This window comes from Amycolatopsis sp. CB00013 (assembly GCF_001905755.1).
GTDB classification, from domain to species: Bacteria; Actinomycetota; Actinomycetes; order Mycobacteriales; family Pseudonocardiaceae; genus Amycolatopsis; species Amycolatopsis japonica.
In genome coordinates this window covers 59,173-82,233 of the sequence record NZ_LIWC01000009.1, presented here as the reverse complement: position 1 = coordinate 82,233, position 23,061 = coordinate 59,173, and the positions used below count along the sequence as shown (strand labels likewise).

The 23,061-nt window shown below is 68.9% G+C and carries 17 protein-coding genes; 9 read left to right on the top strand and 8 right to left on the bottom strand.

All coding sequences use genetic code 11. The features are described 5' to 3' along the window. Positions 1-10: 10 nt before the first annotated feature. Complete coding sequence (locus AMK34_RS41690; protein WP_073849232.1) at positions 11-1,972, bottom strand: S9 family peptidase; 1,962 nt, start codon at positions 1,970-1,972, stop codon at positions 11-13. Between the two features lie 30 nt (positions 1,973-2,002). Continuing rightward, positions 2,003-2,977 (bottom strand): TerC family protein, encoded by a 975-nt coding sequence (locus AMK34_RS41685; RefSeq protein ID WP_038511349.1) that lies wholly within the window; start codon positions 2,975-2,977, stop codon positions 2,003-2,005. Positions 2,978-3,251: 274 nt separating this feature from the next. Between AMK34_RS41685 and AMK34_RS41680 the strand changes: the two genes are divergently transcribed. The 5 genes from AMK34_RS41680 (at position 3,252) to AMK34_RS41660 (ending at position 10,090) form a co-directional block, all read left to right on the top strand. Further along, positions 3,252-6,161 (top strand): alpha/beta fold hydrolase, encoded by a 2,910-nt coding sequence (locus AMK34_RS41680; protein WP_083650156.1) that lies wholly within the window; start codon positions 3,252-3,254, stop codon positions 6,159-6,161. Beyond that, complete coding sequence (locus AMK34_RS41675; protein WP_016335466.1) at positions 6,154-7,113, top strand: ABC transporter permease; 960 nt, start codon at positions 6,154-6,156, stop codon at positions 7,111-7,113. Before AMK34_RS41680 ends, AMK34_RS41675 begins: the two co-directional genes overlap by 8 nt. Before the next feature lie 258 nt (positions 7,114-7,371). Further along, on the top strand, positions 7,372-7,794 hold the full coding sequence (locus AMK34_RS41670) for a hypothetical protein (RefSeq protein ID WP_038511343.1): 423 nt from the start codon (positions 7,372-7,374) through the stop codon (positions 7,792-7,794). 43 nt (positions 7,795-7,837) lie between these two features. Beyond that, positions 7,838-8,611 (top strand): enoyl-CoA hydratase/isomerase family protein, encoded by a 774-nt coding sequence (locus AMK34_RS41665; protein WP_038511342.1) that lies wholly within the window; start codon positions 7,838-7,840, stop codon positions 8,609-8,611. A gap of 69 nt (positions 8,612-8,680) precedes the next feature. After that, positions 8,681-10,090 carry a S28 family serine protease gene (locus AMK34_RS41660; protein ID WP_073849231.1) on the top strand — a complete coding sequence of 470 codons (1,410 nt, stop codon included), beginning with the start codon at positions 8,681-8,683 and terminating at the stop codon, positions 10,088-10,090. A 75-nt stretch (positions 10,091-10,165) separates the two neighbouring features. Here AMK34_RS41660 and uvrB read toward each other — a convergent pair whose 3' ends face one another. Beyond that, positions 10,166-12,322, bottom strand: coding sequence for an excinuclease ABC subunit UvrB (uvrB, locus tag AMK34_RS41655; protein WP_038511337.1), 2,157 nt, complete (start codon positions 12,320-12,322; stop codon positions 10,166-10,168). Between the two features lie 58 nt (positions 12,323-12,380). Then, entirely contained in the window at positions 12,381-13,709 is a 1,329-nt protein-coding gene (locus AMK34_RS41650) for a DUF5685 family protein (RefSeq protein WP_073849230.1), read from the bottom strand. 142 nt (positions 13,710-13,851) lie between these two features. Between AMK34_RS41650 and AMK34_RS41645 the strand changes: the two genes are divergently transcribed. The 3 genes from AMK34_RS41645 to AMK34_RS41635 all read left to right on the top strand — a co-directional run bounded on the left by AMK34_RS41645 (position 13,852) and on the right by AMK34_RS41635 (position 17,631). Then, entirely contained in the window at positions 13,852-14,367 is a 516-nt protein-coding gene (locus tag AMK34_RS41645) for a DUF402 domain-containing protein (RefSeq protein ID WP_038522982.1), read from the top strand. 138 nt (positions 14,368-14,505) lie between these two features. After that, positions 14,506-16,020: an ArnT family glycosyltransferase gene (locus AMK34_RS41640; RefSeq protein ID WP_073849229.1), complete on the top strand. Its 1,515-nt coding sequence runs from the start codon at positions 14,506-14,508 to the stop codon at positions 16,018-16,020. Between the two features lie 90 nt (positions 16,021-16,110). Then, on the top strand, positions 16,111-17,631 hold the full coding sequence (locus tag AMK34_RS41635) for an ArnT family glycosyltransferase (RefSeq protein WP_073849228.1): 1,521 nt from the start codon (positions 16,111-16,113) through the stop codon (positions 17,629-17,631). A 12-nt stretch (positions 17,632-17,643) separates the two neighbouring features. On the opposite strand, the gene coaE is transcribed toward AMK34_RS41635, so the two are convergent. Genes coaE through AMK34_RS41620 form a run of 3 tightly spaced genes read right to left on the bottom strand, consistent with a single transcriptional unit; the run spans position 17,644 to position 20,899 of the window. Beyond that, the gene (gene coaE, locus AMK34_RS41630) at positions 17,644-18,828 is read right to left on the bottom strand and encodes a dephospho-CoA kinase (protein WP_073849227.1); all 1,185 of its coding nucleotides are present in this window, start codon (positions 18,826-18,828) and stop codon (positions 17,644-17,646) included. Between the two features lie 5 nt (positions 18,829-18,833). Further along, entirely contained in the window at positions 18,834-19,427 is a 594-nt protein-coding gene (locus AMK34_RS41625; RefSeq protein ID WP_038522979.1) for a TetR/AcrR family transcriptional regulator, read from the bottom strand. Continuing rightward, positions 19,397-20,899, bottom strand: a complete 1,503-nt coding sequence (locus AMK34_RS41620; protein WP_073849226.1) for an FAD-dependent monooxygenase — start codon at positions 20,897-20,899, stop codon at positions 19,397-19,399. The genes AMK34_RS41625 and AMK34_RS41620 overlap by 31 nt, the downstream gene beginning before the upstream one ends. 207 nt (positions 20,900-21,106) lie before the next feature. On the opposite strand from AMK34_RS41620, the gene AMK34_RS41615 reads away from it, so the two are divergent. Continuing rightward, on the top strand, positions 21,107-21,331 hold the full coding sequence (locus AMK34_RS41615) for a hypothetical protein (protein WP_037345494.1): 225 nt from the start codon (positions 21,107-21,109) through the stop codon (positions 21,329-21,331). 155 nt (positions 21,332-21,486) lie between these two features. Here AMK34_RS41615 and rpsA read toward each other — a convergent pair whose 3' ends face one another. Then, positions 21,487-22,986 carry a 30S ribosomal protein S1 gene (gene rpsA / locus AMK34_RS41610; RefSeq protein ID WP_037345493.1) on the bottom strand — a complete coding sequence of 500 codons (1,500 nt, stop codon included), beginning with the start codon at positions 22,984-22,986 and terminating at the stop codon, positions 21,487-21,489. Positions 22,987-23,061 lie beyond the last annotated feature (75 nt).

Genomic DNA, 23,061 nt, shown 5'->3' with positions numbered 1-23,061 from the left:
ACCCGAGAGATCAGAGGTGACGGCCCCACCACTGAAGCACGGCGTCGAACCGCTGCACCCGGTGCCGGGGCAGCCCCGACCGCGTGAGTTCGTGTCCCTCGCCGGGGAACAGCAGGAACTCGGCCGCGACGCCGTTCTGCCGCAGGGCCACGTACATCCGCTGCGCCTGCTCCAGCGGGCAGCGCCAGTCCTGCTCGGAGTGCACGACCATGAACGGGATGTCGATCTTCCCCGCGTAGGTCAACGGGCTGCGCTTGCGCTGCTCTTCGGGGTCGTCACCGACGTAACCGCCGGCGAAGAACCAGCCGATGTCGGAACTGCCGACGAACGAGTCCCAGGCGTTGACCGCGCGCTCGCTCCACGCGGCGCGGAACCGGCCGCCGTGGTGCGCGGCGAGCCAGCTGGTCATGAAGCCGCCGTACGAGCCGCCCATCACGCCGACGCGGTCACTGTCCAGATTGGGCAGTTTGAGCGCTTCGTCCAGCAAGGCCAGCAGATCGTCCGCGTCCACGGTGCCGAAACCGTGGACGATGCTCCGGCCGTGGCTTTCGCCGTAGCCGGCGGAACCGCGCGGGTTCCCCAGCACGACGGCGTAGCCCGCGGCGGCGAGCACCTGCGCCTCGTCGAAGACCTTCCATTCGTACGGCGCGAACGGTCCACCGTGGACCATCAGGACGACGGGATGCGGCCCGTCGCCCTCGGGCCGGACGATCCAGCCGTGGACCGGATAGCCGTCGGGAGCGGTCGTGTCCAGCTCCTCCAGCGGCAGGATCCCGGTGTCCCGCAACGCCTTCGAGTAGTCGGTGAGCACACGCGGCTCCCCGTCCGACAGCAGCACGACGTCACCGGAACTCTCGGGCGTGCCGATCACCGCGACGATCCGGTCGCCGTCGACGGCGAAGGACTTCACCACGGTGCGCTCGCCCGCCAGGTGCCGCAACGTCTTCAGCTCGGCCAGTTCGGCGTCGAGGGGGACGGCACGCAATTCGGCGGCGCCGCGGGTGCGGACCACGACGAGGACCTCCTCGCCGACGACGACCGGAGCACTCGCCGCGTTGTCGCAGTCCACCGTCTCGACGTCGGTCAGCCGCCGCGGGGCCGACGGCTCGGCACCGGAGCGCCACGACGCCTGCCAGAGCCCGGTGTTGCGCGCGATCTCCTCCTGACCGGAGAACTCGGTGCCGTAGAAGAGGATCGAACCGTCCGGCGCGACGACCGGGCGGTCCGCCGTGCCCAGGGACCGGACCAGGAGCCGGGGTTCGCCACCGCCCGCGGGCACGGAGTAGACGTCCGAGCGGACGGTGTCTTCGGCGGCCCAGTCACGCGGGGCGGTGAACAGGACGTGCTCGCCGTCGACCGTCCACGAAGGATGGTCGACGTCGGCCCGGTCGTCGGTCAGCGGCGTGAGCTCGGCGGGTGCTTCCTCGCCCAGCGCGGCCGCGGTGTCCACGACGAACAGACGTTGTGGACGGTCGTTGAGGAAACCGGCGTCGTCGACGCGGTAGAAGAGGTTCTTGATGTGCCGCGGCGCTTCTTCACCCGGCTCCGGCGTTTCGCCGTCCGCGTTCTCGGTGCCGTAGCGGCCGGCTTCCGGCACGCGGGCGACGAACGTGATGCGGCAGGAGTCCGGCGCCCAGACCGGCGCGCCCGCGCCGAGGGGGAGATCGGTGATCCGCTTCGCGTCGCCGCCGGCCGCGGGCATCAAGTGCACCTGCGGCTTGGCCGCACGCCCGGAGCCCTCTCCCGCGCGGAGGAACGCGACCCACCGGCCGTCCGGCGAGACGGCGGGGGCGGAGTCCTTGGCCCCGTGGGTCCAGGGCCCTTCCCCGCCGCCGCCCAGGTCGACCCTGCGCAGGCCGGAGCGGTAGCTGTTCGTCTTCAGATCAGGCCTGCTCACCGCGGTGAGCAGCAGGTCGCCGTGCAGCGCGAGGATGCCGGGGACCGTCAGGGCTTCGATGTCAACGGGACGCACGGCCCCGACGGTACCCGATCCTTAGCAGCTCTAACTACTGATTGAAGACTCCTGCTCAGCGGCTTCCAGCTTCTTCGCCTTCGCGAGGCTGGCCACCGTCGTCACGCTCAGGACCACGACGATGACACCCAGGGAGACCCAGTTGTTGATGTCCAGCCAGTCCGGGACGACGTGGTACTCGTGCAGCGCGTGCAGGAACAGCTTGGCGCCGATGAAGGCGAGGATCACCGCGAGGCCGTAGGACAGGTACACCAGCTTGGTGACCAGGCCACCGAGCAGGAAGTACAGCTGGCGCAGGCCCATCAGCGCGAACGCGTTGGCGGTGAAGACCAGGAAGGCCTCCTGCGTGATGCCGAAGATGGCGGGGATCGAGTCGACGGCGAACAGCAGGTCCGCGCTGCCGATGGCGACGATCACCAGGAACATCGGGGTGATCCAGCGCTTGCCGTCCTTCTTCACGAAGGACTTGTGGCCGTGCCACTCCTCGGTGACCGGGAAGAGCTTGCGCACCCAGCGGGTGAGCGCGTTCTCCTCGTACTCCTCTTCTTCGTCCTTGTTGCGGACCATGCTGATCGCGGTCCAGATGAGGACGGCGCCGAAGAGGAAGAAGACCCAGACGAACTGCGCGATCAGCGCGGCGCCCACGGCGATGAACACGCTGCGCATGGCGAGCGCGAGCAGGATGCCGATCAGCAGCACACGGTGCTGGTGGATCGCGGGCACCTTGAACGACGTCATGATGATCATGAAGATGAACAGGTTGTCCACGCTCAGCGAGTACTCGGTGATGTACCCGGTGAAGAACTGGACCCCTGGGTCGTGTCCGGCGAAGACCCAGACACCGATGCCGAAGGCGACGGCCACCGCGACGTAGAAGATGACCCACCTGGCGGCTTCGCCGGTGGTGACCTCATGCGGCTTGCGATCGACGATGACCAGGTCGAGTGCGATCAGCGCGAGCAGACCACCGACCGTGGCGATCCATAGCCACAGGGGAACAGACATGTAACCAACCCTCCGGATAGTGCACAGCAGCAACTAACCGGAGGTCTCTTCCGCCGGTATGAAACCGGCCGACGGTGCCGGGGGCCCGCGAAGGCCACCGTGCTGACGACACCGCCGCGAAGGAATACTCCCCTCACAGCTGGTCCAGTTTGACCTGTCTGTACGCATGACGCCAGTTAAGGTTGCCCTTGTCACCAAGATGATGGCGTAACTCCCGTCACACCCCGCTCACTTGTGTGGTCCGTGTGTGCCGGGAGAGCGACTCTCAGGTTCGGTGAAATACGGTCATTCCGTGCCCCGAATCCCGCACCCTCGCACGCGAGGCGCGAAGCTCACCGCGCTCGCCGCGGTCGTGGTGGTCCTGGCCGCCGCGGCCGTCGTGTGGACGAACAGCGAACCCGCCCCGTCCGCGGTCAAAACCCAGGACGCGACCCTCGATCTGCCCGAAATCCCGGGTTCGTCCGAGGTCGTCAAGATCGACACGACCACGTACCTGCCCGAGCAGACCCCGGCTCCGGCCGTGCTGCTCGCCCACGGTTTCGGCGGTGACAAGAACAGCGTCGCCACCGAAGCCCGCGAACTCGCCGACAAGGGCTTCGTCGTGCTGACCTGGTCCGCGCGCGGTTTCGGCCGCAGCACCGGGAAGATCGCGCTGAACGACCCCGACCGCGAAGTCGCCGACGCCCGGAAGCTGATCGACACCCTGGCCGCGCGGCCCGAGGTCCTCAGCGAGAACGGCGACCCGAAGGTGGCCGTCTCCGGTGCTTCGTACGGCGGCGCGCTTTCCCTCCTGCTCGCCGGGACGGACAAGCGGGTCGACGCGATCGCGCCGGTGATCACCTACAACGACCTCGCCCAGGGTCTCTTCCCGAACGCCGCCGCCCCGGCCGCGCCGAACGCCACGACCCCGGCCGCCGGCGCGTTCACCGCGGACGGCGTCTTCAAGAAGTCCTGGGCCGGCATCTTCTTCTCCGCCGGTTCCGGCGCGGCGCAGAGCGGCTCCCCCGCCAACGACGCGCCCGAAGCCGGTGACGAGACGAGCGAATCCGGTGCGGCACAGGGCACGGGCGCGGCAGGCGCCGCGGCGCAGTCGCTGCCACTCGGCGGCCCCAACGGGCAACGTCCGCCGTCCGGCCCCGCCGACCCTTGTGGACGGTTCACCGCCGAGGTCTGCCAGGCCTACACCGAACTCGCCACCACCGGGAAGGCGAGCCAGAAGACCGTCGACCTGCTCCGCCGGGTCTCCCCCGCGTCCGTGACGGACAAGATCACCGTGCCGACGCTGCTGGTGCAGGGCGAAAGCGACACACTGTTCGGCTTGGACCAGTCCGACGCGACCGCCCGGCAGATCTCCGCCGCGGGCGGCAAGGTCCGCACGATCTGGTACACCGGTGGCCACGACGGCGGGAAGCCCGGACAGAAACTGCGCGCGCAGATCGCGGACTTCCTCAAGTTCTCCCTCACCGGGCAGGGATCCGATCCCGGCACCGGGTTCAGCTACGACATCCAGGGCACGCTGCGGGCCAACGGCGCCCCCTCGGTCCGGACCGTCAGCGCCCCGGCGTACCCGGGAGCGACGGGCGACGCCACCGAGCGACGCCAGTTCGCCTTGGCGGGCCCGGCGCAGCCCGTCGTCCGGCCCGCGGGCGGCAACCCCGCCGCGGTGAGCGGGATCCCCGGATTGAACGGCGCGGTGGCGGGCTCGTCGCGGCTTTCCGGACTGTTCAGCCTGGACCCGCCGGGGCAGGCCGCGCAGTTCGCGACGCCACCGCTCGACGCGCAGACGATCGCGGCCGGTTCCTCGACGGTCCGGCTGCAGGTCTCCGCGGATCCGTCCGCAGCCGCTCCGCAGAAGGAAGCGGTCCTGTTCGCGAAGCTCTACGACGTCAACTCGGAAGGTGTCCGCACGCTTCCGGCCAACGCCGTCGCACCGTTCCGTGTCTCCGGCCTGCCCGCCGACGGCAGCCCGGTCGAGGTGACGGTGACCCTGCCGGGCATCGTGCGGCCACTGGAGGCCGGGCACACGCTCCGGCTGGTCGTCGGCACGACGGACCAGGCGTTCGCGACGCCGGTCGAACCCGCGGTGTTCCGCATCGGACTGGCCGACGGTGGACGGCTCGCCGTCCCGGTCGTCCACGGCAACTCCGTCGGCGCGGGTGCGCCCACCGCGCAGCTGCTCGGGATCGCCGGGACACTGCTCGCGGGCATCGCGATCACGGTGATCGCCGCGTTCCGCCGCCGCCGCGCGCACGACGTCGACGAGAGCCTGGCGAAGACGCCGCTGGTGATCGAAGGTCTGCGAAAGGCTTACGCGGGCGGGTTCGTCGCGGTGAAGGATCTGTCGTTCCGGGTCGAACCCGGCCAGGTGCTCGGCCTGCTCGGGCCGAACGGCGCGGGCAAGACGACGACCCTGCGCATGCTGATGGGCCTCATCACGCCGACCGCGGGCACCATCCGCGTATTCGGCCATCTGATCGCGCCCGGCGCGCCGGTGCTGTCCCGGATCGGGTCCTTTGTGGAGGGTTCGGGCTTCCTGCCGCATCTGTCCGGCAAGGAGAACCTGGAGCTGTACTGGGCGAGCACGGGACGTCCGGCGGACAAGGCGCATTTCGCCGAAGCACTGGAGATCGCCGGGCTCGGCGACGCGGTGAACCGGCGGGTCCGCACCTACAGCCAGGGCATGCGGCAGCGGCTCGCGATCGCCCAGGCGATGCTCGGCCTGCCGGAGCTCATGGTGCTCGACGAACCGACCAACGGGCTCGACCCGCCACAGATCCACCAGATGCGCGAGGTGCTCCAGCGCTACGCGGCGACCGGGCGCACCGTGGTGGTTTCGAGCCACCTGCTGGCCGAGGTGGAGCAGACCTGTACGCACGTGGTCGTGATGCACCGCGGCATGCTGGTCGCCTCGGGTGAGGTCGGCGAACTGGCCGCGTCCAGTGGCGAGGCGACGTTCCGCGTCGACAAGCCCGCCGAAGCGGCCGAAGCGCTGCGAAAGGTCGGCGGCGTTTCCGGCGTCGACGTCGACGGGCAACTGGTCCACGCGGATCTCGACGGTCTCGCGCGCGCCGAGGCGGTCGCCGTCCTGGTGCGTGCCGGGGTCGCGGTCGAACAGGCCGGGCCGCGGCGGCGGCTGGAAGACGCGTTCCTGCAGCTGGTCGGAGAGGACTCGAAGGGTGAGTAAGACCAATGGTTCCGGCCCGGCGACCCGGGCGGATCACGGCGTGCACACCGATCCGGCGGCACTGCTGGAGCTGACCGAGGTCGCGTCGCACGAACCGACCGAGGTCGGCCCGGACGGGGCGGTGGCGGGATACCGCGCCGACCGGACACTGCGGCTGGGCGTCGAACTGAAGCGGCAGCTCAAACGGCGGCGGACCCAGCTGATGCTGGGCTTCGTCGCGCTGCTGCCGTTCATCCTGGTGATCGCGTTCGAAATCGGGCAGGCCAACCCGAACCGCCGCAGCGGCGGGTTCGTCGACCTCGCCACCGCGAGCGCGCCGAACTTCGTGGTGCTCGCGCTGTTCGTGTCCGGGACGTTCCTGCTGCCGATGATCGTGGCGTTGTTCTACGGCGACACGATCGCGAGCGAGGCGTCGTGGTCGAGCCTGAAATACCTGCTCGCGATGCCGGTCCCCCGGCATCGGGTGCTGCGGCAGAAGGCGATCGTCTCCGGCATCCTCTCCGCGGTCGCGTTGATCCTTTTGCCGCTGGTGTCGCTGGTGGTCGGCGTCATTTGGTACGGCGCGGGCGACGCGATCAGCCCGACCGGGGACGCGGTGTCGTTCGGCGACAGTCTCATCGCGATGGGGCTGGCGACGATCTACATCATCCTGCAGCTGGCGTGGGTGGCCGGGCTGGCGATGCTGCTTTCGGTCGCCACCGACGCCCCGCTGGGTGCCGTCGGCGGTGCGGTGATCGTCGCGATCGTCTCGCAGATCCTCGACCAGATCACCGCGCTCGAAGGGCTGCGGGACTATCTGCCGACGCATTTCGCGTTCTCGTGGATGGATCTGATCTCGACCGACATCGACTGGACGAACATGGCCAACGGCATGTTGTCGGCGGCGTTGTACGGCACGGTGTTCTTCCTCCTCGCAGGCCGCCGGTTCGCGACGAAGGACATCACCAGCTGAGAGCGTTTTCGCACTGAACAAACGACCGGGGTCCACCGGGAAGACGAAATCCTCTTCCCTGGTGGGCCCCGGTTTTCACTGGCCGTGGCGACCTTCACCCATTAGCGCCGGTAACCGGTGTTTCATGCGCATGAGAACATCGGTTTTCCGATCATCGACTCATTGGGTGAAAAGTTCCCATTCATCTTCGGGGACCTCCGGGAAATCCTTATCTTCAGTGCAAAGGTGCCGACGCGAGAAGAAAGCGGGGACGTCACCATGACCCAGTCAGTCGAGACTCCGGTCCAAGAATTCTCTCTCGATTGGACCATGAACGCCGGCAAGGGCGGCCGGGTCGGATTCGCCGTCTCGGGCCAGGTGACACTTCTCGACAACAACCGGTTCTACAAGATCGACGGGGTCCTCTACATCTCCGAGGGCAGCACCTACTGCCGCGAGATCGGCAACCCGCATCTGTTCGTCCGGCGCAACGGCGTCGAGGAGAGCGGCAGGCAGTGGGGCTGGGAGACCATCTGCAACCGCAAGTCGTGCAGCAGGCTGTGCTCGATGGACGCCTATTTCGTCCGCACCGGCTACTGGGCGCCGGCCGACCGCGCCATCCAGCTGAGCATCGGCGCGGAGACCGGCTGGAACCGCAAACGGTCCTTCAGCCCGACGGTCACCGTGCGCCTCAAGGATTGAGCGGTCCACTGTAGATCCCCGCAGGCTCGGGTACGGTCGGCCCATGGCCACCTCCTCGATCCGCGTGGACGACGAAGGCGGGATCGCCGTCGTCACCCTGCAGCACGGCAAGGCGAACACCCTCGACACGGAGTTCTGCCAGGAACTGACCCTCCGGCTCGAAGACGTGCAGCTCGGCGGCTATCGCGGTGTCGTGCTGACCGGCACCGGCGGCATCTTCTCCGCGGGTGTCGACCTGCGGCGGGTGCACGACGGCGGCACGGGCTATCTCGAGGACTTCCTGCCCGCGCTGTCGGACGCGTTCCTCTCGGTGTTCGGTTTCCCCGGTCCGGTGGTCGCGGCCGTCAACGGACACGCGATCGCCGGCGGGGCGGTACTCGCCGCCGCCTGCGACCGCCGTGTCCTCGCCGACGGCCCCGGCCGGATCGGGATCACCGAGCTGCTCGTCGGCGTGCCGTTCCCGTTGGCGGCGTTGGAGATCCTGCGGTCCGGGTTCGGCGCGGACATCCTGGCCGAACTCGCGTTCCTCGGCGAGACCCACCTTCCGGCGGACGCGCTCCGGCTCGGCCTGGTGAACGAGGTGACCGCGCCCGGGGACGTCGTCGAGCGGGCAGTGGAAGTCGCCGGGAAACTCGCCGAGATCCCGGCGGCCGCGTACGCGCACACGAAGGCGCAGCTGCACCGGCCGTTCCACGAGCGGATCGCCGAACACCGCACCGGCGACGACGCCCACGTCCTCGAACTGTGGAGCTCCCCCGAAGCCCGCGCGGCCATCAAGGCCTATGTCGACCGGGTGCTGCGCGGCTCGACCGGATAGGCGATTGCCCACCGGCTGTGACTCTGTGAGTATCCGACCGCTCAACAGGTCCCGATGGGGAGGGCATGGATGCGGAAGCTCACGGCCGCGTGGTCGGTTCTGGCGATCACCGTTCTCGCACTGGCCGGGTTGACCCCGGCCGCGCAGGCGGCACCCGAGGACATCAAGGAGGCGCTCGGGCGGATCCCCGGGCTGACCGTCGTCTCGGAGAACCCGGCGCCGACCGGATACCGGTTCTTCAAACTCACCTATACCCAGCCCGTCGATCACCGCAGGCCGGAGGGCGGCACCTTCCAGCAGCGTTTCACGTTGCTGCACAAGGAATTCCGCTCGCCGACCGTGGTGTACACGAGCGGGTACAACGTGTCGCAATCGCCCAACCGCTCGGAGCCGACACAGATCGTCGACGGCAACCAGTTGTCGATGGAATACCGCTTCTTCACCCCGTCCCGGCCGGAGCAGCCGAACTGGGGCAAGCAGCTGACGATCTGGCAGGCCGCCGCCGATCAGCACCGCGCCGTCGAGGCGTTCAAGCGGCTCTATCCGGGCAAGTGGCTCGCGACCGGCGGCAGCAAGGGCGGTATGACGGCGACCTACTTCCGTAGGTTTTTCCCGGACGACGTCGACGCGACGATCCCTTACGTCGCGCCCAACGACGTCATCAACGAGCACGACCGCTACAACGCCTTCCTGGCGAACGTCGGCAACGATCCGGCCTGCCGTTCGGCCCTGAAGGCGATCCAGCGTGACGTGCTGACCCGGCGTTCCGAGTTCGCGGCGCTCGCCGCCGCCGACGCGGCCAAGAACGGCTACACGTTCAAGACCGTCGGCTCGGCCGATGTGTCGCTGGAGATCTCGGTGATCGACTCCTACTTCGCCTTCTGGCAGTACCAGAGGCAGTCGGACTGCGCGACGATCCCGAAGGCGGGCGCCCCGGCGTCCGAGATCTACGCCTGGTTCGAACGCGTCGAGAGCCTCAACACCTACTCCGACCAGAACCTCGAGATCTACGTCCCGTACTACTTCCAGGCGGCCTACCAGCTCGGCGCTCCCGAGTCCTACGAAGGCTATCTCCGGGATCTGCTCCGCTACCCGGGCTCCAACGTGTCGCGGACGTTCGTGCCGAAGTCGGTCGACATCCCGCGGTTCGACCATCTCGCGATGCCGGACATCGACTTCTGGGTGAAGTCGCGGGGGAAGCGGCTGATGTTCGTCTATGGCGGCAACGACCCGTGGGGCGCCGAGCCGTTCAAGCTCGGCTTCGGTACGAAGGACTCCTACAGCTACACGGTGCCGGGCGGCAACCACGGCGCCCGGATCTCGCAGCTTCCCCCGGAGCAGGCCGCCGAAGCGACGAACACCGTGCGGCGATGGGCCGGCCTTCCCCCGGTCTCACCGGGCGTCAGCACGCGCTCTGTGCCCGCCGGTTTCCCGGACTTCGACGCCGACCTGACCATGCTCGACCGCCGTCGCCTCTGACCCCCGCACGCGTTTCGTCCTCTGAATGCGGTACTTGCACGCGCAAGGATCGCGTTCAGAGGACGAAACGCGGGGTCACTTGATGCCGGCCGCGTCCATGCCCCGGAGCTCCTTCTTGAGGTCCGAGACCTCGTCCCGAAGCCGGGCCGCCAGCTCGAACTGCAGGTCGCGCGCGGCCTGCATCATCTGGTCGGTCATCTGCTGGATGAGGTCGGCCAGTTCGGCGCGCGGCATCCCGGCGACGTCCTTGTCCGCGAGCATCCCGGAGCTGCGTACGCGGTCGCCCTGCTCGGGCTTCTTGCCACGCGAGGAGTTCCGGCCCGAACCACCGACGGCGACCGACTCCGTGTCCTCGGCCTCGCTGTAGACGCGGTCCAGGATGTCGGCGATCTTCTTCCGCAGCGGCTGCGGGTCGACACCCCGCTCCTCGTTGTAGGCGACCTGCTTGGCGCGGCGGCGATCGGTCTCGTCGATGGCGTGCTGCATCGAGTCCGTGATCTTGTCCGCGTACATGTGCACCTCGCCCGACACGTTTCGCGCCGCGCGGCCGATCGTCTGGATCAGCGACGTGCCACTGCGGAGGAAGCCCTCCTTGTCCGCGTCGAGGATAGCGACCAGCGACACCTCGGGCAGGTCGAGACCCTCACGGAGCAGGTTGATGCCGACCAGTACGTCGAAATCACCCGCACGCAGCTGCCGCAGCAGCTCGACCCGGCGCAGCGTGTCCACCTCGGAGTGCAGGTACCGCACCCGGATGCCCAGCTCCAGCAGATAGTCGGTGAGGTCCTCGGCCATCTTCTTGGTCAGCGTGGTGACCAGGACGCGCTCGTCCTTCTCGGCCCGCTCGCGGATCTCGTGCACCAGGTCGTCGATCTGGCCCTCGGTCGGCTTCACGACGACCTTCGGGTCGACCAGGCCGGTGGGCCGGATGACCTGCTCGACGAACTCGCCGCCCGCCTGCCCCATCTCGTACGGCCCCGGCGTCGCCGACAGGTACACCGTCTGCCCGATCCGGTCGCTGAACTCCTCCCAGGTCAGCGGCCGGTTGTCGACCGCGCTGGGCAGCCGGAACCCGAAGTCGACCAGGTTCCGCTTCCGCGACATGTCGCCTTCGAACATGCCGCCGATCTGCGGGACGGTCTGGTGCGACTCGTCGATGACCAGCAAAAAGTCGTCCGGGAAGTAGTCGATGAGCGTGGCGGGCGCGGAGCCCGCGGAACGGCCGTCGATATGCCGCGAGTAGTTCTCGATACCGGAGCAGAACCCGACCTGGCGCATCATCTCGATGTCGTACGCGGTGCGCATCCGCAGCCGCTGCGCCTCGAGCAGCTTGCCCTGCTTCTCCAGCTCGGCCAGCCGCTCCTCCAGCTCGGCCTCGATCCCGCGGATGGCCTTCTCCATCCGCTCCGGGCCCGCGACGTAGTGCGTGGCCGGGAAGATGCGGACCTCGTCGACCTCTTTCACGATGTCGCCGGTGAGCGGGTGCAGGTAGTAGAGCTTCTCGATCTCGTCGCCGAAGAACTCGACGCGGATCGCCAGCTCTTCGTACGCCGGAATGATCTCGACCGTGTCGCCGCGGGCGCGGAAGGTGCCGCGCGCGAAGGCGATGTCGTTGCGGGTGTACTGCACGTCCACCAGCGCGCGGAGGAAGACGTCGCGGTCGAGCTGCTCGCCGACCTTCAGCTTCGTCGACCGGTCGAGGTAAGACTGCGGCGTGCCGAGGCCGTAGATGCACGAGACACTCGCGACCACGATGACGTCACGCCGGGACAGCAGGTTCATCGTCGCCGAGTGCCGCAGCCGCTCGACGTCGTCGTTGATCGACGAGTCCTTCTCGATGTAGGTGTCCGTCTGCGCGATGTACGCCTCGGGCTGGTAGTAGTCGTAGTAACTGACGAAGTATTCGACCGCGTTGTTCGGGAACAGCTCCCTCAGCTCGTTCGCCAGCTGCGCGGCGAGCGTCTTGTTCGGCGCCATCACCAGCGTCGGGCGCTGGACGCGCTCGATCAGCCAAGCCGTCGTCGCCGACTTGCCGGTACCCGTGGCACCGAGCAGCACGACGTCCTTCTCGCCCGCGTTGACCCGGCGTTCGAGCTCGTCGATGGCCGCCGGCTGGTCACCGGCGGGCTTGTACTCGCTGACCACCTCGAACCGGCCGCCCGTCCGGGGGATGTCCGTGACGGGGCGGAAGTCCGACTGGGCGAGCACGGGGTGTTCGGATGCGAAAGCCACGGGAACCAGAGTAGGCGCAGGGTCCGACAGTTTCACCGATCCCCTGGTCAGAGCCTCTCTAGCAGGAGCAATCGCAGCACGTGCAGCATTCGCAGCAGGAGCAGTCGGCACCGCCGCAGCCGTCGTGCGGTTTCCCGCTCCACGGGCCGGGGAACGGGTCGCGGCAGCAGAACTGGCACGAACAGCACATGTAGGTGGCCACGGTGCAGCCGAAGAAGAAGCCCCGCGGTTGCGGCGGCACCCGGAATTTCGGCGTCCAGCAGGCTCCGCCCTGCCCGTCCACCGGGCCGCTGCCCCCGTGCTTGCCCTTCTTCGGCGGCTCCTGCGGCGGGCCTCCACCACCGGGCGCGCCCTGCGGCGGGACCGGCCCCGGTGGCGGCGCCTGGTGCCCGCCCTGCGGGTAGGGCTGCTGGGGATAAGGCGGCTGAGGATAGGGCTGCTGCTGATACGGCTGGTGGGGATGCTGTTGCGGCCGGGGCCCTGGTCCGATCCACCCCGGCGGCGGCTGCTGGGGGCCGTGCCCGTGACCGGTGAGGTTGTGCCCGAAGGACCGCCGCACCGCCTGCCGCAGTTCGTGCACCAGCAGGGCGTGAACCAGCTTCGGCTGGTCGAAATTCACTTCGCGAAGGGCGAGTTCGACGCCGAGCACGGCGTCGTCGCACAGCCGTCGTGCTTCGGCGAGGCCGGTGCCGGTGGCCGTCAGCGGGTTCCACGCGCCGGCGGCCTCGTCCTCGGCGAGGTCTTCGACGGCGTCGAGCAGGTGAGCGGCCCTCCCGAACAGGCGCCCGGCCTCGGCCAGCGGCGCGGCGTTCTCCGGACGGCCCGCGATGACCGCGGTGTGCGCGAACGCGGCGGCCGTCGCCAGTTCGGCCGGTTCGGTGGCGAGCACGGCCGAATCACCCAGATGGAGAGCGCGTTCGATCTCGCCCTGCCGGTCGACGGCCTCGGTCAAGACCGCCGTGTCGAAGCCGATCCGGATGCCTGTGCGGCTCCCCTGGTCGGCCCAGCGCGTCGCGACCCGCCTCGCGGCGAGCGCGACGGAACGCCGCGCGAAGGCGCCGTCGCGGTCCTCGACGTGGTCACTGATCTTGGCCGACGCCAGCACCAAGGAGACAGCCGCCGCGAGCTGGGCACCGCCGCCCTTCGCGACCGACGTTCCCTTCATCGCCCGAAGCGGGCAAGGGCCGGCGTCGCGCCGTCCCTCCGCACGGGGTGACTGCGCTTCGACGAGCGCCGAGATGATCAAGCCGTCATAGTTCGTCACCATTCGGGCGAGATGTCCGTGTTCGTCGCGCAGCGCCAGGCAAAGACCGCAGAGATGGGCGAGCCAGTCCGCGTGCAGACCCGCGGAAAGCCGGTGGCGGCACGGCCTGATGATCCCGAACATACGTCGACTCCCACTCACCCTTATGGCGGAACCAGCGCACCTTATCCGGCCAGGCGGCTCCACTCCCCCGGAACCGCGAAACCGTGATCGTCCACCCGGTTGGGCGGTGTTCGCGGGCGTCGGCTCCTTCCAAGATGGGCGGATGACCGCGCTGCATCCGCCGAAGGTCGAGTACTTCGACCCCGCCGCGAAGACCAACACCGACCCCAAGGGCGTCGTGAGGGACGTCGACGAATACCGCGAAGAGCCCTTCGGCCTCTACATGGCGCGGCCGACGCCGGGGCGGACGCAGTTCCACTACCTCGAGTCCTGGCTGCTGCCGGATCTCGGCCTGCGGATCACCGATTTCTGGTTCAACCCCGGTCACGAACGCGACCAGGACTTCTACCTCGACGTCGTCGACATCCGCCGCGAGGACGGCGTCTGGGTGGCCACCGACCTCTATCTCGATCTCGTGCTGCGGGACAAGAAGTCCGTCCAGGTGATCGACACCGACGAACTCCTCGCCGCGGTCACCGCCGGGCTGCTCTCCCCCGCCGACGGCGAACGCGCGCTCGATGTCAGTCACACGACCGTCGACGGGCTGGCCACCCACGGACACGACCTGCGCGGATGGCTGTCCACAAAGGACATCACACTCGGCTGGCGACGGCACTGAGCGGCCGGCATCCATCGTTCGATTGATCTTCACTCATCCCTTGGACGAGCGGATCACGACCGCCTGATGGATACCCGGAAGGGCGCCTTTGCGGAACTCTCGATCACGGAGTAACCGATCGAGAGGGGGCGGATACCCGTGGTCATCGAGACCGAGGGGCTCCGAGAACGCGTGGAGACCACGAAGTTCGCGAGGGCACCGGTGCTGGCGATCGCCGGGGCGATGGGGGCGGTTCTCGCGGCGACGGCCGGTCGCTACGGCTATTTCGGCGACGAGTTGTACTTCCTGGCGGCCGGTCGGCATCTGGACTGGGGGTATGCCGACCAGCCGCCGTTGTTGCCGCTGCTGGCCCGGCTGATGGACGGGTTCGGCGCCGATTCGCCGTTCGTCCTGCGGATCCCGGCGATGCTGGCGATGGTCGCCGGCGTCGTGCTGACCGCGCTCATCGCCAGGGAACTGGGCGGTGGCCGCAAAGCGCAGACGATCGCGGCGGCGACCTTCGCGGTGTCCCTCCAGATGCTGGGCAGCGGGCATTACCTGGCGACCAGCACGATCGACCCGTTCCTGTGGACACTCCTGCTGTGGCTGCTCGTCCGGTGGACGCGGACCCGCGAGGACGGGCTTCTGCTCTGGAGCGGGGTGGTCACCGGATTCGCGCTGAACACGAAGTTCCTCATCGGGGGCTTCTGGGTCGTCGCGCTGATCGCCGCGACGATGTTCGGGCCCCGCGACCTCGTCCGCCGTCCGGCTCTGTGGTTCGGCGCGGTGATCGCCGCCGCGATGATCGCGCCGACGCTCGTCTGGCAGGCGGCGAACGGATGGCCGCAACTGACCATGGGCGCGGCGATCTCCCAAGAGGTCTCGGCGGGTTGGGGCGGGCGGGTCACGTTCGTCCCGGCACTGGTGCTCAGCGCCGGGGTTCCGGTGGGGATGATCCTTCTCGGCTATGGCCTGTGGCGGCTGCTGCGGTCCGAACGCCTGTGGCCGTACCGTTTCCTCGGCTGGACCGCGCTCGGCGTCCTCGCCCTGTTCGTGCTCGCGAACGGGCGCTATTACTACGCGGCGGGGATGTTCGCCCTGCTGTTCGCGGCCGCGGCGGTGGAGATCGAAGCGGGTCAGGCGTCGAAGTACTGGCGTTGGCTCGCCACCTGGCCGGTGTACGTCGTGGCCGCGATGATCGCGATCCCGCAATCGCTCCCGATCCTCCCCAGGTCGGAGCTGGCGAGTGCCCCGGAGTGGACCCGGCCGGTCTTCGCCCTCGAGGAGGTCGGCTGGCGGGAGATCACGGAGTCGGTGGCGCGGGCGTACCGGACCACACCCGATCCGGCCCGGACCGGGATCGTGACGGCGAAGTACTGGCAGGCGAGCGCGATCGACCACTATGGACCGGAGCTGGGGCTCCCGTCGCCGTCGAGTCCCAACCGCGGCTACGCCACGCTGCCGAGGCCGCCGGAATCGGCACGGGACGTCCTGTTCGTCGGGAACGACCCTTCGGGGCTTGTGCCGTACTTCACGCGGATCCGTGAGGTCGGTGCGCTCGACAACCGGGCCGGGATCACGAACGTGAGTCAGGGCATGAAGATCTGGCTGGCCACCGGCCGGAACGGGGCCTGGGACACGGTATGGCCGAAACTCACGGACTGGGGGTTCTGATGCTCCAGCGGACCTCTCACGACCGACGCGCCACGCCGTCGGCACGTAAGGTGCGAAAGGACCGGCACCCGAGGGATCTGCGAGGAATGGATGGAAGCCGCCCACGCGGCCGAAACACCGACCGTGTCCAGTGCGGCGTTCGCCCGGCTCCCGGTGGGGCTGCTCGCCGCGGCGGCCGCGGCGGTCCTGCTGGCGACGGCGTGGCGCTACGGCTACTTCGGCGACGAACTGTACTTCCTCTCCGCGGGCAAACGGCTGGCCTGGGGTTACGCGGATCAGCCGCCGGTGCTCCCGTTCCTGGCGCTGGCGATGGACACGCTCGCGCCGGGCAACGTCTTCGTGTTCCGCCTGCCCGCCGTCCTCGCGACGGCCGCCGGTGTCGTGTTCACCGGGCTCATCGCCTACGAGATGGGCGGGGACCGCCGTGCGCAGACTCGCGCCGCCGCGGCGTACGCGATCTGCGGGCAGTTCCTCGGCAGCGGGCACTACCTAGCCACGTCGACGATCGACCCGGCGCTGTGGGCGCTCATCGCGTGGCTGCTCGTCCGGTGGATGCGGAAGCGTGACGACAACCTACTGCTGTGGCTGGGCGTGGCGACCGCCGTCGCGCTGAACGTCAAGCTCCTCATCGCGACGTTCTGGGTCGCCGCCGGGATCGCGATCCTGCTCTTCGGGCCGCGAGATCTCTTGCGCAGGCCCAAACTCTGGGCAGGCGCGGGGATCGCCGCGCTGTCGATGGTGCCGACGCTCTGGTGGCAGGCCGCGAACGGCTGGCCGCAGCTGGAGATGGGCGACGTCATCGCCCACGAGACCACCGGCGGCTGGAGCGGGCGTGCCGGGTTCCTGCCCGCCCTGCTGACCGGGGCCGGGCTCGGCATCGGTGTCGTCGGTGTCCTCTATGGACTCTGGGTCCTGCTGTTCTCGTCCAGGCTGCGCCCCTACCGGTTCCTCGGCTGGACGGCCGTCGGCGTGATCGCGCTGTTCATCCTGTCCAACGGCCGGTACTACTACGCGGCGGGTATGTTCGGCGTCCTGTGGGCGGGTGCGGCAGTCCACTTCGGACAGTTGAAGCCGTCGCTGTGGTTCCGCTGGATCCCGACCTGGCCGGTGTTCCTGCTTTCCGCGTTGTACACCCTCCCGTACGCGCTGCCGGTGTGGCCGTCCGCCTGGCTCGCGGAAGGGCGGGATGTACCGCGTCCGGCGTACGCGCTGGAGGAGATCGGCTGGCCGGACCTCGCCCGTTCGGTCGCCGACGCCTACCACCGGCTCCCGCCGGAACAGCGGGAGCGCACCACCCTCGTCACGGCAGGCTACTGGCAGGCCGGAGCGCTGGACCGGTACGGCGCCGACTACGGGCTGCCCGCCGTGTACAGCCCGAGCCGTGGGTTCTGGTACTTCGGGCATCCACCCGAGACCGCGGACAGCGTCCTGTTCGTCGGGCCGGATCCGGCGCGGCTGCTCCGGTCCTTCACCGACGCCCGGATCGTCTCGCGCGTGGACAACGCGACCGGTGTGCGCAACGTGAGCCGCGGGATGCCGATCTGGCTGCTCACCGGTCACACCGGAAGCTGGGCCGAGGCTTGGCCCGCGCTACGGGAATTCCGGGTCTGACCGAGCCGGCGACTACGGGGTCCAGCCGGTCGACTCCGCCCAGGCGTCGGCGCGTGTGAAGGCGGCGTCGACCCAGACCTGCTTCTCGTCGGTGTACTGCTCGACGGTCCCGTCGCCGGCGTGCTTCGCGGCCATGGCGTTCTTGACGGCCGCATAGGCGTCGCGTTCGCCGGGGTTCTGCCGCAGCCATTCCGGGAACAGCAACGCGAGCCGCCAGGCCGGGGTCTCCTGCGAGCGGACGTGCAGGTTGACCGGACGCCGGGGATCGCCGCCGAAGTGGAACCGCTTGGGCCAGGTGCCCTCTTCGCCGTGCGCGTCGTCGTACCACTCCCCTTCCGCGCGCGGGAACCCCGCGTCGGAAAGCGCCTGGGCCAGTTCGTCGGCCTTGTCCAAAGTGGACACGGTCAGCTGGAGGTCAAGGATGTCCTTGGCGGGCAGCCCCGGCACGGACGTCGAGCCGATGTGATCGATCCGCACCGCGTTGTCGCCCGCCACCACGCGGATCCGCGCGAGCGCCCGCTCGGCCTGCACGGGCCACGTCTCGTCGTACGGCGCGATCTTCGGCGACATCGGCGCCCGCGGCTTGCGGAGCCGCACGTTCGCCTCGAACGGGGTCAGCCGGTCCGCCCACAGGGCGTCGACTTCGGCGAGCACGATGTCGGGCGCTCCGCTGTTGTCGAACCACACGTCGGCCACCGCCCGGCGCTGATCGGTCGTGGCCTGCGCCTTGATCCTGGCGCGCGCGTCCGGTTCGGCCATTCCCCGCGCCTCGACCAGGCGGCGGACCCGGATCTCCTCCGGCGCGTCGACCATGACGACGAGGTGGTACATCGGCGCCAGCCCGCCTTCGACCAGCAGCGGGATGTCGTGGACGATGATCGCGTCCGGCGCGGCTGCCGCCATCAGCTCGGCCGTCCTGGCGCCGACCCTCGGATGGACGATCGAGTTCAGCCGCTTGCGCGAGTCCTCGTCGGCGAACGCCTTCGCGGCGAGCGCGGGCCGATCGAGCGCACCGTCGGAGCCCAGGATGTCTTCCCCGAACGCCTCCACGAGTTCGGCGAGCCCCGGCGTCCCCGGTTCGACGACCTCCCTGGCGATCTTGTCGGAGTCGATGAGGACGGCGCCGTGCTCGGAAAGCCGGTTCGCCACCGTCGATTTTCCGGCGCCGATCCCGCCGGTCAGGCCCACACGCAGCATGTCGATCAGCCTAGATGAAGGTCCTCCCGGCGGCCGAGGTGCCGCAACATGCCCCGCAGCCTGCCGTCGATCTCGGCTTCGGCCACTTCCCCGCGCAGCAGCACGAATCCGATCGCCCCGGCGAACACGTCCTCGATCACGGCCGGATCGGTGCCCTCGGGGAACTCGCCCTTCTCGACCGCGTCCCTGGCGAGCTCGGCGAGACCGGACAACCGCGGCCGGAGGTACCGCTCGACGTAGGCCCCGACCAGGTTCGGATGGTCCACCGACGCGCCGACGACCCTGGCCATCAACATCCGGAACCTGTTCTGGCTCAACAAGCGCGCGACCGTGACGACGAGTTCGCCGATCGACTCCGCGTTCGCGCCGTCGGGTGGACGCGCGTGCTCCAGTGCCGCCAGGAACAAGTCCTCCTTGGACTTCCACCGCCGGTACACGGTCATCTTCGCGACACCGGCCCGTTTGGCGATCGCCTCGATGCTCGCGCCGCCGAACCCGTCCTCGATCAGCAGGTCCAGCGCGGCGTCCAAGATCGCCACGTCGTTGCCCGGATCGCGGGGGCGCCCGCCTACCCTGTCCACCGCATGTCGTTCAGCCACGCGGCCATCTTGTCCGGTGCCGGAAGCCCGCGCCAAGCCAGGTGCCCGTCCGGCCTTACCAGCAGCACGTCGCGCGATCCCTTGCACACCAAAGTGCCGACCAGATCGGCACCGAGTTGCGCGGCGACCGCCTCGGTGTGCCGGGCCGCCTGTTCGGCGTCGCCGGCCACGACCGTCCAGCGCCCGGATATCGCCGCGTGCAACGTCGTCTCGACGCCGTCCGTCCGCCGGCACCGCAGGTCCGGCACCCGGTCCCCCTGCCGGGGTTTGCGGGCCCACCGGCTCGCGCCCGGCGCCAGCGGTCCGCCTCGGTAGGTGGTGTCCAGCTGGGACGCGACCAGCCACAGCCGGCGCTGCACCGCGGTCGACCGGATCGCCGGCATCACCAGCCGGTCGCGCACCAGCCGTTTCCACGGCCGGTCCGGCAGCATGATGTCCACCGCGCCGCTGGTCGCGGCCAGCACCTTGCGGGCGAGGGGCCGCCGCTCGCCCTCGTAGGTGTCGATCAGGTCCTCCCCCGCCAGGCCGCGAGCGACCAGGGTGAGCTTCCAGGCCAGGTTCTCCGCGTCCCCCAGTCCGGTGTTCTGCCCCTGCCCGCCGGTCGGGCTCTGGATATGCGCCGCGTCGCCCGCGAGCAGGAGCCTGCCTTGCCGGTACCGGTCGGCGAGCCTGCGATGGATGCGGAACTCCGAACTCCACCGCACCTCGGTGACCGTGTCCCGAGACAGCTCACTCCGCCGGCAGAACTCGCTCAGCACCTCCTCGCCGATCTGCTCGGTCGAGAGCCCTTCCGGCAGGCCGGGAAGCGGCTCGGTGAACACCCGCCAGGCGTTGTCCGGCAACGCGGTCACCGACAACATCCGCCCGGTGTCCATCCAGGTGACACTGCCGTCGTGGTCGAACGGCCAGTTCGCACGCACATCGGCCATCAGCAGCCGCTCGATCAGTTTCCGCCCGGAGAAGCCGATACCGGCGATCCGGCGGACCGCGCTGTGCGCGCCGTCGCAGCCGATCAGCCACGAGGCTTCGATTTCGCGCTCGTCGGTGTCCACGACGACGGTCACCCCGTCCGGGCGCTGCCGGGCGCCGGTCACCTTGGTACCCCATTCGACCTTCCCGCCCACCTCGGCGAGCCGCGCACGCAACGCGCCTTCGACCTCGGCCTGGGAGATCAGCAACGTGGGTTTCGGCAGCATCGCGGCGGCCTTGCCGACCTGCAGTTTCAGCACCGTGCGCGGGCCGTCGTTGTAATACATGGTGAGCAGCGACCGGGACCGGCTGCGCAGATCGCCCAGCGCGCCGATCCGCTCCAGCACTTCGACGCCACGGGGCTGCAGGCCGAGGGCGCGGGAAGTGGTGACCGGTCCGGGGGCGGCGTCCACCAGCCGTACGTCGACGTCGTGCATGAACAGATGAACGGCGAGCGCGAGGCCGGTCGGGCCCGCGCCCACGATGACAAGAGGTTCGCTCATGTTTGTAAACGATACCGTCTCGTTTACTAACCTGTCCAGACTTCGCACTGGGTGACGAGAGAGGCACATCCGGCACAGAAGGGTGCAAAAGGCAAGTTGATAGTGACGCGAGACTCAACCTTTATGGGTGACACGCCGGGCGGTTACGCCGCATCGGAGGCCTGATTGCGTACCGTGCGCGGCGAAGGTCGCCCACACGGAGGAAAGATGGCAGACGGCAAGCACGTCGGAAGGCACCGGCTCGGTACGCCGGGCCTGGTGCACTGTGTCCTCCATCGTCCCGTGGCCGAGGCCCTCGCCGAATATCGGCGCACGTGGCTGAGCGCGCTTCTGGTCCCGGCCAAGCACAGCTTCGCCGGACTCCGCCGCAAGGCCCGCGCCGCGGCGCTCGAACGCATCTGGGTGCCGGCCGTCCGGCCCGCCACTTCCTGACGCTGCTCTTCTCCCCCTACCGCATTCAGTCCTCTGGATGCGGTAGTTGCGCACGCAAGGATCGCATTCAGAGGACGAAACGCGGGCACAAGGAAGCGGCCCCGGTCCATGTGGACCGGGGCCGCTTTCTGTCAGCTACTGGCTGAGCGCCTGGATCATGCGCCGCCCGACAGCTTCTCGCGGAGAGCCGCGAGCTGCTCGTCGCTGGCGAGCGTGCCACCGCTCTTGGCCTCGGCCGGAGCGGAGGTGTAGCTCTGCTCGCCCGAGTCGCCGGAGGTGACACCGGTCGCGGCGTCGGCCGCGGCTTCCGCGTCGGCCTCGGCGGCCTTGACGACCTGCTTCATGTGAGCCTCGTAGCGGGTGTGAGCCTCGGCGTACTGACGCTCCCACTCCTCACGCTGCTTGTCGAAGCCTTCCTGCCACTCCTGGGTGTCCGGGTCGAAGCCTTCGGGGTAGATGTAGTTGCCCTCGGCGTCGTACTCGGCGGCCATGCCGTACTGAGTGGGGTCGAACTCGGTCTCCGGCGTGACGCCCTCGTTCGCCTGCTTCAGCGACAGCGAGATGCGACGACGCTCGAGGTCGATGTCGATGACCTTGACCATCACGTCGCCGTTGACCTGGACGACCTGCTCCGGGATCTCCACGTGGCGCTCGGCCAGCTCGGAGATGTGCACCAGGCCCTCGATGCCCTCCTCGACGCGCACGAACGCACCGAACGGGACGAGCTTGGTGACCTTGCCCGGCACGATCTGGCCGATCGCGTGGGTGCGGGCGAACTGACGCCACGGGTCTTCCTGGGTCGCCTTCAGCGACAGCGAGACGCGCTCGCGGTCCATGTCGACGTCCAGAACCTCGACCGTGACCTCCTGGCCGACCTCGACGACCTCGGACGGGTGGTCGATGTGCTTCCAGGACAGCTCGGAGACGTGCACCAGGCCGTCGACGCCACCCAGGTCCACGAAGGCACCGAAGTTGACGATGGACGACACGACGCCCTTGCGGACCTGGCCCTTGGCGAGCGCGTTGAGGAACTCGCTGCGCACCTCGGACTGGGTCTGCTCCAGGTAGGCGCGGCGGGACAGGACCACGTTGTTGCGGTTCTTGTCCAGCTCGATGATCTTCGCCTCGAGCTCGCGGCCGACGTACGGCTGCAGGTCGCGCACGCGGCGCATCTCGACCAGCGACGCGGGCAGGAAGCCGCGGAGGCCGATGTCCAGGATGAGGCCGCCCTTGACGACCTCGATGACAGTGCCCTTGACGGGCTCGTCCTTCTCCTTGAGCTCCTCGATCGTGCCCCAGGCGCGCTCGTACTGCGCACGCTTCTTGGACAGGATCAGACGGCCTTCCTTGTCCTCCTTCTGGAGGACCAGGGCTTCGACCTCATCGCCGACGGTGACAACCTCAGCCGGGTCGACATCGTGCTTGATGGAGAGCTCGCGCGAGGGGATGACACCCTCGGTCTTGTAGCCGATGTCGAGCAGGACCTCGTCACGGTCGACCTTGACGATGGTTCCTTCGACGATGTCGCCATCGTTGAAGTACTTGATCGTCTTGTCGATCGCAGCGAGGAAGTCTTCCTCCGACCCGATGTCGTTGATAGCGACTTGCTGGGGCCCGGTGGGGGCGGTCGGGGCGGTGGCGGTGTCGGTCGTCATTAGGCGGGTTGCTCCGGTGGATGGGAAGTAGTGGGTTTGCAGTTAGGGCACCATGGGCTTCCGACATGAGGCGAC